Annotated in this window: 14 protein-coding genes; 12 read left to right on the forward strand and 2 right to left on the reverse strand. The window is 72.5% G+C overall.

Annotated elements, in window-relative coordinates; translation table 11 throughout:
• Positions 1–118 precede the first annotated feature (118 nt).
• The 7 genes from JS521_RS13780 to JS521_RS13810 all read left to right on the forward strand — a co-directional run bounded on the left by JS521_RS13780 (position 119) and on the right by JS521_RS13810 (position 7,010).
• The gene (locus JS521_RS13780; protein WP_205083210.1) at positions 119–1,123 is read left to right on the forward strand and encodes an ABC transporter permease; all 1,005 of its coding nucleotides are present in this window, start codon (positions 119–121) and stop codon (positions 1,121–1,123) included.
• 1 nt (position 1,124) lies between these two features.
• On the forward strand, positions 1,125–2,087 hold the full coding sequence (locus JS521_RS13785; RefSeq protein ID WP_205083212.1) for an ABC transporter permease: 963 nt from the start codon (positions 1,125–1,127) through the stop codon (positions 2,085–2,087).
• Positions 2,088–2,093: 6 nt separating this feature from the next.
• On the forward strand, positions 2,094–3,086 hold the full coding sequence (locus tag JS521_RS13790) for an ABC transporter ATP-binding protein (protein ID WP_205083213.1): 993 nt from the start codon (positions 2,094–2,096) through the stop codon (positions 3,084–3,086).
• Complete coding sequence (locus tag JS521_RS13795) at positions 3,083–4,309, forward strand: ABC transporter ATP-binding protein (RefSeq protein WP_205083215.1); 1,227 nt, start codon at positions 3,083–3,085, stop codon at positions 4,307–4,309. The genes JS521_RS13790 and JS521_RS13795 overlap by 4 nt, the downstream gene beginning before the upstream one ends.
• A 19-nt stretch (positions 4,310–4,328) precedes the next feature.
• Complete coding sequence (locus JS521_RS13800; protein WP_205083216.1) at positions 4,329–5,000, forward strand: trimeric intracellular cation channel family protein; 672 nt, start codon at positions 4,329–4,331, stop codon at positions 4,998–5,000.
• A gap of 67 nt (positions 5,001–5,067) precedes the next feature.
• Positions 5,068–5,949 (forward strand): thioesterase family protein, encoded by an 882-nt coding sequence (locus tag JS521_RS13805; RefSeq protein WP_205083218.1) that lies wholly within the window; start codon positions 5,068–5,070, stop codon positions 5,947–5,949.
• A gap of 77 nt (positions 5,950–6,026) precedes the next feature.
• Positions 6,027–7,010 (forward strand): helix-turn-helix transcriptional regulator, encoded by a 984-nt coding sequence (locus tag JS521_RS13810; protein WP_205083219.1) that lies wholly within the window; start codon positions 6,027–6,029, stop codon positions 7,008–7,010.
• Positions 7,011–7,041: 31 nt separating this feature from the next.
• Here JS521_RS13810 and JS521_RS13815 read toward each other — a convergent pair whose 3' ends face one another.
• On the reverse strand, positions 7,042–7,668 hold the full coding sequence (locus JS521_RS13815) for a TetR family transcriptional regulator (RefSeq protein ID WP_205083220.1): 627 nt from the start codon (positions 7,666–7,668) through the stop codon (positions 7,042–7,044).
• A 116-nt stretch (positions 7,669–7,784) separates the two neighbouring features.
• On the opposite strand from JS521_RS13815, the gene JS521_RS13820 reads away from it, so the two are divergent.
• The 3 genes from JS521_RS13820 to JS521_RS13830 all read left to right on the forward strand — a co-directional run bounded on the left by JS521_RS13820 (position 7,785) and on the right by JS521_RS13830 (position 9,853).
• Positions 7,785–7,940 (forward strand): hypothetical protein, encoded by a 156-nt coding sequence (locus JS521_RS13820; RefSeq protein WP_205083221.1) that lies wholly within the window; start codon positions 7,785–7,787, stop codon positions 7,938–7,940.
• Between the two features lie 85 nt (positions 7,941–8,025).
• A complete protein-coding gene (locus JS521_RS13825) occupies positions 8,026–8,508 on the forward strand; it encodes a hypothetical protein (protein ID WP_205083222.1) in 483 nt (160 codons plus the stop codon).
• Positions 8,509–8,683: 175 nt separating this feature from the next.
• Positions 8,684–9,853 (forward strand): cysteine desulfurase family protein, encoded by a 1,170-nt coding sequence (locus JS521_RS13830; protein ID WP_205083223.1) that lies wholly within the window; start codon positions 8,684–8,686, stop codon positions 9,851–9,853.
• Positions 9,854–9,859: 6 nt separating this feature from the next.
• Here JS521_RS13830 and JS521_RS13835 read toward each other — a convergent pair whose 3' ends face one another.
• Positions 9,860–10,615, reverse strand: a complete 756-nt coding sequence (locus JS521_RS13835; RefSeq protein ID WP_205083224.1) for an N-acetylmuramoyl-L-alanine amidase — start codon at positions 10,613–10,615, stop codon at positions 9,860–9,862.
• A 61-nt stretch (positions 10,616–10,676) separates the two neighbouring features.
• Between JS521_RS13835 and mnmA the strand changes: the two genes are divergently transcribed.
• Both mnmA and JS521_RS13845 read left to right on the forward strand, forming a co-directional pair.
• Positions 10,677–11,813: a tRNA 2-thiouridine(34) synthase MnmA gene (mnmA, locus tag JS521_RS13840; RefSeq protein ID WP_205083225.1), complete on the forward strand. Its 1,137-nt coding sequence runs from the start codon at positions 10,677–10,679 to the stop codon at positions 11,811–11,813.
• Between the two features lie 403 nt (positions 11,814–12,216).
• Positions 12,217–14,028 carry an asparagine synthase-related protein gene (locus tag JS521_RS13845; protein ID WP_205083226.1) on the forward strand — a complete coding sequence of 604 codons (1,812 nt, stop codon included), beginning with the start codon at positions 12,217–12,219 and terminating at the stop codon, positions 14,026–14,028.
• The last annotated feature ends 25 nt before the right edge of the window (positions 14,029–14,053 follow it).

Raw genomic sequence — 14,053 nt, forward strand, 5'->3', positions numbered from 1 at the left:
ATTCTCGCTGCCTGTTGCTTATTTTCCCCCCCCCCCGCCGGGGCGCCCCCCCCCCCCCCCCCCCGCGGGGCGCGCCCCCCCCCCCCGCTTCGACGCACGTGAGAAAGGGGCATGCGGGGTGCTGCGACTCGTCGTAAGAAGACTTCTCCAGCTCATTCCCACCCTGCTCGGCCTGTCGGTCCTGCTGTTCCTCTGGCTGAACCGACTGCCCGGCGGACCCGCCACAGCGATCCTGGGCGAGCGGGCCACCGAAGCCGAAGTGGCGAGAATCAACCGCGCACTCGGGCTCGACGAGCCGGTGCACGTCCAGTACTGGCGCTTCCTCAAGCGCATCTTCGAGCTCGACCTGGGAACCTCCACCCAGACCGGCCAGCCGGTGTGGGACGAGTTCACCCGCGCCTTCCCGGCCACCGTGGAGCTGAGCCTCGCGGCGATCCTCATCGCCGTCGTCATCGGTATCCCGATGGGCTACCTCGCGGCCAAGCACCGCGGCGGCTGGCTGGACGTCGCCTCCGTCTCCGGATCGCTGCTCGGCATCTGCATCCCGGTCTTCTTCCTGGCCGTGCTGCTGCGCGGGATCTTCTCCGTACAGCTGCAGTGGTTCCCGAGCCAGGGGCGGCTGGACTCCGGCATCAACGCCACCGACGTCACCGGATTCGCCGTCCTGGACGGCCTGTTGACCGGTGAGTTCGACGCGAGCTGGAACGCGATCATGCACTTGATCCTGCCCGCCGTCGCACTGTCCTCGATCCCCCTCGCCGTCATCGTCCGGATGACCCGCGCCAGCGTCCTGGAGGTGCTCGGCGAGGACTACATCCGCACCGCCGAGTCCAAGGGCCTCGACAAGAGGACCGTGCGCGGACGCCACGTGCTGCGCAACGCGCTGCTGCCGGTGATCACCGCGGTCGGCCTGCTGACCGGCAGCCTGCTCTCCGGCGCGGTGCTCACCGAGTCCGTCTTCGACTTCGGCGGCCTCGGCTCCTTCATCCGTACCGCGATCGACGGCCGCGACTACCCGGTCCTCGTCGGGTTCATCCTCTTCATCGCGATGGTGTACGTGCTGATCAACCTGTTGGTCGACCTCGCGTACAGCATCATCGACCCCAGAGTGCGGGTGCACTGACGTGACGATCCTGACCAACAAAGCAGACAAGATCGACCGTCTCGCCGAGCTGACGCAGAGCTCGGAGGCCGTCACGGGCACCAGCCTGTGGCGCGAGGCGTTCCGCCGGATGCGCTCCAGCAAGATGGCGATCATCGGCGCGGTCATCATCGGCGCGTTCGTCCTCATCGCCGTCGTCGGGCCGATGGTGGCCCCGCACGGCGCCACCGCGCAGAACTGGCGCAGCGAAGTCTTCCCCAACCAGGGCAAGTTCGTCGGCATGCGCGGCGAGAACTGGTTCGGCCTGGACCACCTGGGCCGCGACATGTTCTCCCGCTGGCTCGTCGGCGCCCGGCAGACGCTGCTCGTCGGTGTGGTCTCCATGCTCATCGGCCTGATCGTCGGCGCGCTGGTCGGTGTGCTCTCGGGAGCCGCCGCCACCCTCGGCGGCAAGGCCGGGCAGCGCGTCGACACCGTGATCATGCGCTTCACCGACATCATGCTGTCGCTGCCGTCCCTGCTGCTGGCCGTCTCCATCGCCGCGGTGCTCGGACAGTCGCTGACCACCGTGATGATCGCCGTGGGTGTCGTCCAGATCCCCATCTTCGCCCGCCTGCTGCGCGGTTCGATGCTGGTGCAGGGCGGCGCGGACTACGTGCTCGCCGCGAAGTCGGTCGGCATCCGGCGCAAGCGGATCGTGCTGACGCAGATCCTGCCCAACTCGCTGAGCCCCGTCATCGTCCAGGCGACGCTGAGCCTGGCCACCGCGATCATCGAGGCCGCGGCCCTGTCCTACCTGGGCCTCGGCAACCCCGACCCGGCCGTTCCCGAGTGGGGCGTGATGCTCTCCCAGGCGCAGCGCTTCTTCGACAACGAGCCGATGATGGCCGCCTACCCGGCCATCGGGATCATCATCACCGCCCTCGGCTTCACCCTGCTCGGCGAGGCCATGCGCGAAGCCCTCGACCCGAAGTTGCGAGGCTGAAGTCCCATGTCACTGCTCTCCGTTGAGGAACTCAGCGTCACCTTCACCGCCCGCGGCCGCAAGGACGCCACGGCCGTGGACGGCGTCTCCTTCGAGGTCGACCAGGGCCAGGTCGTGGGCCTGGTCGGCGAGTCCGGCTGCGGCAAGTCCGTCACCTCGCTCGCCCTGATGGGCCTGCTGCCCCGCAAGGCCGCGCGGATCGGCGGCCGTGCCGAGTTCGACGGCCAGAACCTGCTGACCATGAACGAGCGCAAGCTTCGCGACCTGCGCGGCAGCCAGCTCGCCATGATCTTCCAGGACCCGCTCTCCTCGCTGAACCCGGTCGTCCCCATCGGGATCCAGGTCACCGAGATCCTCCAGCGCCACCGCGGGCTGAAGGGCGAGAAGGCCCGTAAGGAAGCGGCCTCGCTGCTCGACCGGGTCGGCATCCCCGACCCGGACCGGCGGCTCAAGGAGTACCCGCACCAGCTCTCCGGCGGTATGCGCCAGCGGGCGCTGATCGCCATGGCGGTCGCCTGCGCGCCCCGCCTGCTGATCGCCGACGAGCCGACGACGGCACTCGATGTGACCATCCAGGCGCAGATCCTGGAGCTCCTGAAGGAGCTGGTCGACGAGGAGGGCACCGCCCTGCTGATGATCACGCACGACCTCGGCGTCGTCGCCGGCCTCTGCGACGAGGTCAACGTCCTCTACGCCGGACGGGCGGTGGAATCGGCTGGCCGCCGCGAGCTGTTCGCCCACCCCACCCACCCGTACGCGCACGGGCTGCTCGGCTCCATCCCGCGGCTGGACGCACCGCGCGGCGAGCCGCTCAACCCGATCCGCGGGTCCATCAACGACAAGATCGCCTGGGCCGACGGCTGCGCGTTCGCACCCCGGTGCGACCACTACACGATGGAGTGCCTCACCGGCACCCCCGAACTGACCGAACCACGCGCGGCCGGACACCAGGTGCGCTGCGTCAACCCGGTCCTGCCCACTGCGGAGGTCCCGGCATGAGCCTGCTCGAACTGGACGACGTCAAAGTCCACTTCCCGGTCAAGAAGGGCCTCTTCTTCGACCGTACGGTGGGCCACGTCTACGCGGTCGACGGCGTCTCGCTGTCCATCGAGGCCGGTCAGACGTACGGCCTGGTCGGCGAGTCGGGCTGCGGCAAGACGACGCTCGGCCGGGCGGTCCTGCGGCTGAACGACATCACCGACGGCGGGGTCGTCTTCGACGGCACCGACCTGGCGAAGCTGCCGGGCGAGGAGATGCGGGCCTTCCGCCGCCGCCTCCAGATGGTCTTCCAGGACCCGCTGGGCAGCCTCAACCCCCGGCAGAACATCGAGTCGATCCTGTCCGAGGGCATGGCCGCCCACGGCATCGGCAAGGACCAGGCGGAGCGCCGGGAGAAGATCAAGGACATCCTCGCCAAGGTCGGCCTGCCGTCCAACGCGATGTCCCGCTACCCGCACGAGTTCTCCGGCGGTCAGCGCCAGCGCATCGGCATCGCCCGCGCGCTGGTCCTGGAGCCGGACGTGATCATCTGCGACGAGCCGGTCTCCGCGCTCGACGTCTCGGTCCAGGCGCAGGTCATCAACCTGCTGGAGGAGCTCCAGGAGTCCCTCGGCCTGACCTACCTGGTGATCGCGCACGACCTCGCGGTCGTCCGGCACATCTCGGACGTCATCGGGGTGATGTACCTCGGCGGGCTCGTCGAGGAGGCCCCGAGCGACGCGCTGTACGCGGGGCCCCGGCACCCGTACACCAAGGCGCTGATGTCGGCGGTCCCGGTGCCCGACCCCGAGGTCGAGGACCGGCGCGAGCGCATCCTGCTCCACGGCGACCTGCCCTCCCCGGCGAACCCGCCGGCCGGCTGCCGTTTCCACACCCGCTGCCCGTGGGTGCAGGAGACCAAGTGCGCCACGGAGCGCCCGCCGCTGCTGGACACCGGCGACGGCCACAAGGTGGCCTGCCACTTCACGGCCGAGATCGAGGCCGGGACGGTGAAGCAGACCCTGGCCACCGGGATCGAGGCGGTCACGGGGACGGAGACCGTGGCGGCCGAGGCGGAGGAGGTCTCGGAGGGCGAGACCGCCGCCGAGCCCGAGGCCGCCGCTCCGGAGAAGGAGGAGGCTCCGGGCAAGGAGGAGCCCGCGACCGTGCCGGCTCAGGCCGACGCGGCGAAGACCGCCGACGCGGCGAAGGCCGACCGGGCGGAGGACAGCCCCAAGGCCTGAGCACCGGCACAATTGCCCGGTGCTCACCGAACTGTTCACGCCCTCCGTCCAGCATGCGCTCGACCTCGTCGGGATCTTCGTCTTCGCGATCTCGGGCGCCCTGCTCGCCGTCCGCAAGAACTTCGATGTCTTCGGCATCGCGGTTCTCGCGGAGGTGACAGCGCTGGGCGGGGGGCTGTTCCGCGACGTCATGATCGGCGCGGTCCCGCCCGCGGCCTTCACCGACCTCGGCTACTTCATCACCCCGCTGTTCGCCGCCGTCCTGGTCTTCTTCCTCCACCCGCACGTGGAGCGCATCCAGGTCGGCGTCAACGTCTTCGACGCGGCGGGGCTCGGGCTGTTCTGTGTGACCGGCACGGTCAAGGCGTACGAGTACGGCCTCGGGCTCACCGCGTCCGCCGCGCTCGGCCTGGCCACCGCGGTCGGCGGCGGTGTGCTGCGGGACGTGCTGGCCAACGAGGTGCCCTCGCTGCTGCGCTGGGACCGCGACCTGTACGCGGTGCCCGCGATCGTCGGCGCGACCATGGTGGTCCTGTGCATCCGCTTCGACACCCTCAACGCGCTGACCAGCGGCCTGGCGGTGATCGCCGCGTTCGTCCTGCGCCTGCTGGCGCTGCGCTTCCACTGGCGGGCGCCGCGCGCGTACAACCGCTCGTCGGCGCGGGCCGAGGAGGGTTCGGCGGCGACCTGACGCCGAGCCCTTCTCGGCCGACGAAAAAGCTACCGCTCAGTAATGCAATCGGTGTACGGTGCATGCCATGGCACAGGCAGCGACTGAGGCAGTGACCGGAGCGGCTCGGACCGCCGGGGCGACCATCGGCGACAGCGAGTTCGACCGGGACACGGCGGTCACCCGGCGCGAGGAGGGCGTCTACGACGCGGAGCTCTCCGCGGGCTGGACGATCATCCACGCCGTCAACGGCGGCTATCTGCTGGCCCTGCTGGGCCGGGCCCTGGGAGAGGCCCTGCCGCACCCCGACCCGTTCTCCGTCTCCGCGCACTACCTCACCGCGTCCGAGCCCGGCCCCGCCGTCGTACGCACCCAGGTCGTCCGCACCGGCCGTACCCTCTCCACGGGTCAGGCCTCCCTCTTCCAGTACGCCGAGGACGGCAGCGAGATCGAGCGCATCCGGGTCCTGGCCACCTACGGCGACCTGGACACCCTCCCCGACGACGTCCGCACGTCGGCCCTGCCGCCCGCCATGCCCGACCGGGACCACTGCCTCGGCCCGAGCGACGGCGCGCCGAGGATCCCGGGCAGCTCCGCCATCACCGACCGCCTCGACATCAAGCTCGACCCCGCGACCGTCGGCTGGGCGATCGGCGCCCCGTCCGGCAAGGGAGAGATGCGCGGCTGGTTCGGCCTCGCCGACGGCCGCGACCCGGACCCGCTGTCGCTGCTGCTCACCGTGGACGCCCTGCCGCCGACCTCGTTCGAGCTGGGCCTGACCGGCTGGACCCCCACCGTCGAGCTGACCACCCACATCCGCTGCCGCCCCGCCCCGGGCCCGCTGCGCGTCGCCATCACCACCCGCAACCTCGCGGGCGGCTTCCTGGAGGAGGACGCCGAGGTCTGGGACAGCGCCGACCGCCTGGTCGCCCAGTCCCGCCAGCTCGCCAAGGCCCCGCGCGGCAAGTAGCCGCGACAGCGCCCGGGGCCCCCGCCCCGGGCCTGCGTCCGGGGCCTGCGTCCGGGGCCTGCGGTCATCATGGACCGGTGAAATCCGACCGGCTGCTCTCCGTCCTCCTGCTGCTCCAGACCCGGGGCACGGTCCCCGCCACCGAGCTGGCCGAGCGCCTCCACGTCTCCGTACGCACCATCTACCGGGACGTCGAGGCGCTCTCCGCCGCCGGCGTGCCCGTCTACGCCGAACGCGGCCGGTACGGCGGCATCGCCCTGCTCCCCGGTTTCCGCACCGACGTCACCGGCCTCACCGCCGACGAGGCGCGCGCCCTGTTCGTGTTCACCGCCGACGACGCGCACGCCGCGCTGGGCCTGGACGCCGCGCTCGGCTCCGCCCTGCGCAAGGTCATGGCCGCCCTGCCCGCCCCGCACCGCCCGGCCGCCGAGGAGACCAGCCGCCGCATCCTCGTCGACCCGGCCCGCTGGACGATCGGCCCCCGGGCGGCCGTCGACGTCGCCGAACTCCACGAGGCCGTCCTCGCGGACGTGCGGCTGCGCCTGCGCTACCGGCACAGCGGCGCGGACGCCCCGCGCGACTACACCGTCGACCCGTACGGCCTCGTCGTGAAGGCCGGTGTCTGGTACCTGGTCGCGGACCTCGACGGCGACCCCCGCCTCTTCCGCGCCGACCGGATCCGCACGGCGGAGGCCACCGGCGACCCCGTACGGCGGCGCGCCGGGGCGGAGTTGGCGCAGGTGTGGGAGACGCTGCGCGCCGGGGTGGAGCAGCGCCCCTCGGCGGTACGTCTGCGGGTCCGGGTGCACCGCCCCCGCCTGGAGCTGTTCCGGCGGCTGAACGCGGGCGTGCTGACCGGGGAGCCGCAGCCGGACGCGCCCCGGCCGGGGGGGGGGGCGGGGGGGTGGGGGGGGGCGGAGCTGGCCGTGTCGGAGGCCGGCTGGGCGCGGTCGCTCCTCGCGTTCGGGCCGACGGTGGAGGTCCTCGACCCGCCCGAGGCCCGCACCCTGCTGGCGGAGGTGGCCGCCGAGGTCGTCGAGCTGTACGCGGACGGCGGCTGACCCGGCCCTCCGGGACGGCGGCGGCGTCCGCTCACCCCTCGTCCAGCCAGTGCGCCCGGCCGATGGTGACCAGCCGCAGGCGCCGCCTCGCCACCCGGACGACCTCCGCCTCACCCTCCGGCCCGGCCTCCAGCAGGGTCGACGTGGTGATCACCATGTGGTCCACGTACAGCCCGCCGAGCATCAGCAGATCCTCCTCGCTCCAGTCGGCGGAGCCCGGCTCCTGGCCGAGCGCGCACGCCACCTCCTCGGCGAACCGCCGCAGTTGGGCCGCGATCGCTTCGCGCACCGGGCCCACCCCGCCGTGCTGCTCCCGGGCGATGAACCGGAAGTGGGCGGGCTGCGCGCCGACATGACGTGCTATCACCTCCACGCTGCGGTCCAGTCGCTCCTCGCTGTCGCCCGTCTCCGCGAGCACCGCGCCGATCAGCCCGTGCAGGCTGCCCAGGGTCTCCTCGACCAGGGCGACGCCGAGCGCGGCGGTGTCCTCGAAGTGCCGGTAGAAGGCCGTCGGGGTGACCCCGGCGGCCCGGGTGACCTCCCGCAGTCCCAGGCTGCTCAGACTCTGGTGCTCCAGCAGGACGAGCGCCGCGTCCAGGAGGGCCTGGCGTGTTCGGAGCTTCTGGGTCTGGCGGATTCCGGTGGCGGTGTGACTCATGCCATTCAGTAAACAACCGTTCTCCGAGTCGAGGAAGGGCTGCGGGGTTTAGACTTCCAAGTCAGTGAACACTCGTACTCCGAACGGCCTTCGTCGTCGCACAGAGAGGTTCCGTCGTGCTCGTCCTCGTCGCCGCGCTGCTCCTGCTGGGAATCGTCCTCGGGGCGGTCGCCCACCTCCCGCTGCCGCTGAGCCTGGTGGCCGCGACCGTGATCGGCTGCTGGCTGCTGATCTTCGCCGTACGCGAGCGCACGTCGCGCCGCACCCGCTGACCCGCCGTACGTAGCGACTCGCCTCACCCGCACCCGCACCCGCCGAGCCTGCCGTCTCCCGGACCGATCCGAAGGAGCTCGCACCATGACCCTCACCGACTTCGCCCGCCGTACGACCGACACCCCCGCCGACGCCGGTACGGGCGCCGAGGCGGCCGGTCCCGCAGCCGCCGCCCCCGCTCCCGCTCCCGCCGCGGAGAAGGCCACCACGGACGCTCGTACGGACACGGGCACCGCCGGCACAGACGCGGGCGCCGCTCGTACGGACACGGGCACCGCCGGCACGGACAAGGTCCCCGCCGGTACGGACGCCGAGGTCTCCCGTGCCGTGGGCCGCGAGGCGGACGGTCTCGCCGTCGCCTCGTTCGTCCTCGGCCTCGTCGGGCTGCTGGTCTTCAACATCCTGCTCGGGCCCACCGCCATCGTGATGGCCCTGCTGGCCCTGGCCCGCCGCACCCGCCGCCGGGGACGCGCCCACCTCGGCCTCGCCCTGGGCGTCGCCGACCTCGCCGTGTTCGCCGCCCTGGTCACCGTCAACGGCACGGTGAGCTGGAGCATCGGCGGCTGACGTACGCCCCGACGCGGCCCCGCGAGCCGCTCTCCCCGTTCCGGATCGGGCTCCGGACCGGGGCCCCGACCGGCCTCCGAGCCGGTCCGCCGCACCCCACGCGGGTGTGCGCGGGGACCGGGCCATGACGCGCCCGGCATGCGCCCCACCCCGGGCTCGTAGAATCGGCCCCACCATGGCTTACCTCGACCACGCCGCGACCACCCCGATGCTCCCCGAAGCGATCGGGGCGATGACCGCCCAGCTCTCCGTCACCGGCAACGCCTCCTCGCTGCACGCCGCCGGACGCCGGGCCCGCCGCACCGTCGAGGAGTCCAGAGAAGCCCTCGCCGACTCCCTCGGCGCCCGCCCCAGCGAGGTGGTGTTCACCTCCGGCGGCACGGAGGCCGACAACCTCGCCGTCAAGGGCCTCTACTGGTCCCGCCGCGACGCCGACCCCCGCCGCACCAGGGTCCTCGCCGGCCCCGTCGAACACCACGCCGTCCTGGACGCCGTCGACTGGCTCGCCGAGCACGAGGGCGCGAACGTCGACTACCTCCCTGTCGACCGCCACGGCCGGGTCCACCCGGACGACCTCCGCGAGGCGATCCTCCGGAACCCCGACGACGTCGCGATGATCACCGTGATGTGGGCCAACAACGAGATCGGCACGATCATGCCGGTACGTGAACTGGCAGCGGTGGCCGCCGAGTTCGGGATCCCCATGCATGCCGACGCGGTCCAGGCCTACGGTCAGCTGGAGGTCGACTTCGCTCGCTCCGGACTGGCCGCGATGACGGTCAGCGGGCACAAGATCGGCGGCCCGTTCGGCATCGGCGCGCTGCTGCTGGGCCGCGACCACACCCCCGTGCCCGTCCTGCACGGCGGCGGCCAGGAGCGGCACGTACGCTCCGGCACCCTGGACGTGCCCGCCGTCGCCTCCTTCGCGGTCGCCGGACGGCTGGCGGCCGAGCGGCGCGAGGAGTTCGCCCGGCGCGTGGGCGCCCTGCGCGACGAGCTGGTGACCGCCGTGCGCCTGGCCGTGCCGGACGCCGTGCTCGGCGGCGACCCGGACCCGGCCGGACGCCTCCCCGCCAACGCCCACTTCAGCTTCCCCGGCTGCGAGGGCGACTCCCTTCTCCTGCTGCTGGACGCCCAGGGCATCGAGTGCTCCACCGGCTCCGCCTGCACCGCCGGGATCGCCCAGCCCAGCCACGTACTCCTGGCGACGGGGACCGATCCGGACCTGGCCCGGGGCACCCTGCGCTTCTCGCTCGGCCACACCTCGACCGAGGACGACGTGAAGGCGCTCGCCGAGGCGATCGGCCCCGCGGTGGAACGGGCGAGGACGGCCGGGCTCAGCTGAGAGCCGTCACCCCGAGGCCTTCGCGGAAGCGGAAGCCGAGGACGTGGGGGTAGGGGAGGGCGGCGCCGTCGCGGCCCGCCGCACCAGCTCCAGGTACCGGTCCCAGTCCCAGTGCGGACCCGGGTCGGTGTGGTCGGTGCCCGGCACCTCCACATGCCCGATGATGTGCTCCCGGTCGATGGGTATGCCGTGCCGCGCGCAGATGGACGCCGTGAGCCGCGCCGACGACGCGTACATCGCCTTCGTGAGGTCCTTCGGCCGGTCCACGAAGCCCTCGTGCTCGATGCCGACCGCGCGCTCGTTGTAGGAGCGGTTGCCCGCCTGGTACGCCACGTCCAGCTCGCGGATCATCTGCACCACCCGCCCGTCCTGCCCCACGATGTAGTGCGTCGCGGCCTGGTGGGCGGGGTCCTGGAACACCTTCACCGCGCTGTCGAAGCTGCCCTGGGTGACATGGATGATCACCCGGTCGACGGGGAAGTCGTCGGGCCGGTCCGCACGCCGCCAGTTCGCCTCCGAGGCCGCGACCCAGGTCGCCCCCGCGTAGTCCAGCTCGCCCGGCTTCCGTGGCTTCTCGACGCCGGGGACCTGCCACCACAGCCGCTTGACCTGGTCGCGCGCGAGCACGGCGGCGGTGCCGGCGGCCGCCACGACGCCGCCGCCGATCAGCAGTGCGCGCCGGCTGACGCCGTCGGCGGGCTTCTTCCGCGACGACGAACCCGATGGCTTGCGCGACGCCCCGCCGCTCCCGTTGTTCCCCATGTGATCGTCAACGCTTATCCGCGAGCGTTCGGTTCCCGGCGACCCGTACCCTGGAGGAGCTATGACTCAGACTTCCCAGCGCCCCCTGCGTGTCCTCGCCGCGATGTCGGGCGGAGTGGACTCCGCCGTCGCCGCCGCCCGCGCCGCCGAGGCGGGCCACGACGTGACCGGTGTCCACCTCGCCCTGTCCGCGAACCCCCAGTCCTTCCGGACCGGGGCGCGCGGCTGTTGCACCATCGAGGACTCCCGGGACGCCCGCCGCGCGGCCGACGTCATCGGTATCCCGTTCTACGTCTGGGACCTGGCGGAACGCTTCCGCGAGGACGTGGTGGAGGACTTCGTCGCGGAGTACGAGGCCGGGCGCACCCCCAACCCCTGCCTGCGCTGCAACGAGAAGATCAAGTTCGCCGCGCTGCTCGACAAGGCCCTCGCCCTCGGCTTCGACGCCGTCTGCACCGGCCACTACGCCACGGTCGTGCTCACCGAGGACGGCAGCCGCGAGCTGCACCGCGCGTCCGACATGGCCAAGGACCAGAGCTATGTGCTCGGCGTCCTGGACGAGAAGCAGCTCGCCCACGCCATGTTCCCGCTCGGCGACACCCTCACCACCAAGGACGAGATCCGCGCCGAGGCCGAGCGCCGTGGCCTGGCCGTCGCCAAGAAGCCCGACAGCCACGACATCTGCTTCATCGCCGACGGCGACACCCAGGGCTTCCTGGCGAACCGCCTCGGCGGCCCGGCCGAGGGCGACATCCTCGACGAGTCGGGTACGAAGCTGGGCACCCACGAGGGCGCGTTCGGCTTCACCATCGGCCAGCGCAAGGGCCTGAAGATCGGCCACCCGGCCCCCGACGGCAAGCCGCGCTACGTGCTGGACATCTCCCCGGTGAACAACACCGTCACCGTCGGCCCCGTCGAGGCCCTCGACGTGACCTCGCTGACCGCCATCAAGCCCCGCTGGTGCGGTACGCCCCCGGCCGGCCCGGGTACGTACACCGCCCAGCTCCGCGCCCACGGCGGCGAGACCGAGGTCACCGCCGAGCTGGTGGACGGCTCCGAGCTGAACGTCACCTTCACCGAGCCGGTCCGGGGCGTGGCCCCCGGCCAGGCGGTCGTCCTCTACGACGGCACGCGCGTGGTCGGCTCGGCCACCATCGCGACGACCGTGCGCCGCGAGCGGGTGGCGGCGGGCGGCTGAGCCGGGGGCGGCGCCTTTCGCTGCCCAGCGCGCGCCGAGGGCGGTACCCCTTTCACAGGGGTGCCGCCCTCAGGCGTTCCCCGAACCGGACACGGCGGCGCGCGACAGGGCAGTCCCGCCCCGGCCGATCATGCGAGGTGTGCCGTTTGCTGCCAAGCGCTTTCCCCCTCTGGCACCAAGGGGCCAACGCCCTCCCGGCCGTCCCGGCGGGGCCGCGAGCATGGTGCCCGGCGGTCGCCCGGCCGCCCTGAGAGAGAGGACTGAACCATGGTGAAGAAGGCTTACGAGACGCCGGAGTTCGTTTCCGCCGGTTTCTTCCACGACGTCACCGGCTTCGTGGCCGTCATCGGCAACGACGGCACCGGCCGCGGCTGGTTCTGACGGATACCCGAGGGAACCCCTGATGACGAGCCGCGGCGTACCGCACTTCTTTGCGCTTCCTGACCGCGAGGACGCGGGCGCCGTGGCGCGTCGCCTCCAGCCGGAGGCTCTGGGCCTGAGGGTGTTGTACCACCCGTCGGGCCGCCCCTGGATCATCGGCCGATGGGCGGACGAGGACATCGCCGTCGCCCGGACCGGCACGGACGCCGTCGCGCTGATCGGCATGCTGCCGAAACGGACGGACGAACTCGCCCGCCGGACCGGGAAGCTGCGAGGCGGCACCGAAGGGCTCAAGGACCTGTCCGCGGCGTTCCCCGGCAGCTTCCACGTGGTCGGCAGCGTCAGTGGCGTCCTCTACGTACAGGGCACGGCCTACGGCATGCGGCGCGTGCACCACACCGTCGTCGACGGCTGCCCCGTCGCCGGCGACCGTGCTGTCGCGCTGGCCGACCTCGTCGGCGCCGAGATCGACCTCACCGCCCTGGCGATGCGGCTTCCCGAACCCCTGGCCGCCCAGCTCCCGCCACGCTCCATGTGGCGCGCTGTCACCGACGTGCCGCCCGGCGCCGGCCTGATCGTTCCCGCCGGGCGCGCCGCTCCCCGGCACGTCCGTTGGCACACCCCGCCCGCGCCGGTGCGCCCGGCGGCCGACGGCGCGGCGGCCGTACGCGAGGCGCTGGCCGCCGCCGTCGCCGTACGGACCGAGCGGGACGGCCTCCTGAGCGCGGACCTGTCCGGCGGACTGGACTCCACGACGCTCTGCTCCTTCGCCGCCGGACAGCTCGGCGCGGGCGAACTGATCGTCGGCGGCATCCCCGGCGACGAGACGATCAGCGACGACGCCCACTACGCCCGTCTTGCCGCCGCGCACTGGCCGCACGTCGAGCACGTGGAGCTGACGGCGGAGCAGACACCGCTGTTCTACCGGGGCATCCTCGACGACGGCTGCCGCACCGACATTCCCGCAGGCGTCGCCATGAGCCGGGACCGGGCCACCGCGGTGATCTCCCTGATGGCGCGGCGCGGCTCCCGGCTGCACATGACCGGACACGGCGGCGACCACCTCTTCTTCCAGACCGGCGCCTACTGCCACGACCTGATCGCCCGCCGCCCGCTGCTCGCCTGGCAGCGGATCCGCGGCTACCGCACACTCTACGGATGGCGCTGGCGCCCCGTGCTGCGCCAGCTCGCGGACCGGCGCTCCTACCGCCGGGCGGTAGCCGGCACAGACGTGAACACCCCCGGCGACCTCGGCTTCTGCACCCCGCAGCTCGCCTGGGTCATCCCGCCGGTGGTCCAGCCCTGGCTCACCGCCGAGTGCCGCGAACTGGTCACCGCCGGGCTGCGCGAGGCCGCTGAGCGGGCCGAACCGTACGCGCCGACCCTGGGCCGCCACCGGGAGCTGTCCGCCCTCTACACCGGCACCCAGGAGTGCGCGGCGATCGCCGAGGCCGGGCGCCGGGCCGGCGTCCCCGTCACGATGCCGTACTTCGACGACGCGGTCGTCGACGCCGCCCTGTCCGTGCGCCCCGAGGACCGGGCCGACCCCTGGCAGTTCAAACCCGTCCTCAAGGAGGCGGTACGCGGCGTCCTCCCCGAGGAGTGCCGGGTCCGGGTCACCAAGTTCGAAGGCACCGTCGACGCGGTCGCCGGCCTCTACCGGCACCGCGACGAGATCCGGTCGCTGTGGGAGGACAGCACCCTGGCCAAGGCCGGACTCGTCGACGCCGAATCCCTTTCCCGGCTGACCGGGACACCCGGCACGCCCGCCTTCAAGGACGGCGCCGTGGACTCCACCATCATCTGCGAAGCATGGCTGCGCGCAGTCGCCTGACGTGCCCGGCCGGAAGAAAGGAATG

The organism is Streptomyces durocortorensis, from assembly GCF_016901035.1.
GTDB lineage: Bacteria > Actinomycetota > Actinomycetes > Streptomycetales > Streptomycetaceae > Streptomyces > Streptomyces durocortorensis.

Bases quoted from the DNA above. Each gene is read 5' to 3' on its own strand.
- JS521_RS13795 (WP_205083215.1), top strand. From the start codon at position 3,083: ATGAGCCTGCTCGAACTGGACGACGTCAAAGTCCACTTCCCGGTCAAG.
- JS521_RS13830 (WP_205083223.1), top strand. From the start codon at position 8,684: ATGGCTTACCTCGACCACGCCGCGACCACCCCGATGCTCCCCGAAGCG.
- JS521_RS13825 (WP_205083222.1), top strand. From the start codon at position 8,026: ATGACCCTCACCGACTTCGCCCGCCGTACGACCGACACCCCCGCCGAC.
- JS521_RS13790 (WP_205083213.1), top strand. From the start codon at position 2,094: ATGTCACTGCTCTCCGTTGAGGAACTCAGCGTCACCTTCACCGCCCGC.
- JS521_RS13815 (WP_205083220.1), bottom strand. From the start codon at position 7,668: ATGAGTCACACCGCCACCGGAATCCGCCAGACCCAGAAGCTCCGAACA.
- JS521_RS13805 (WP_205083218.1), top strand. From the start codon at position 5,068: ATGGCACAGGCAGCGACTGAGGCAGTGACCGGAGCGGCTCGGACCGCC.
- mnmA (WP_205083225.1), top strand. From the start codon at position 10,677: ATGACTCAGACTTCCCAGCGCCCCCTGCGTGTCCTCGCCGCGATGTCG.
- JS521_RS13835 (WP_205083224.1), bottom strand. From the start codon at position 10,615: ATGGGGAACAACGGGAGCGGCGGGGCGTCGCGCAAGCCATCGGGTTCG.
- JS521_RS13845 (WP_205083226.1), top strand. From the start codon at position 12,217: ATGACGAGCCGCGGCGTACCGCACTTCTTTGCGCTTCCTGACCGCGAG.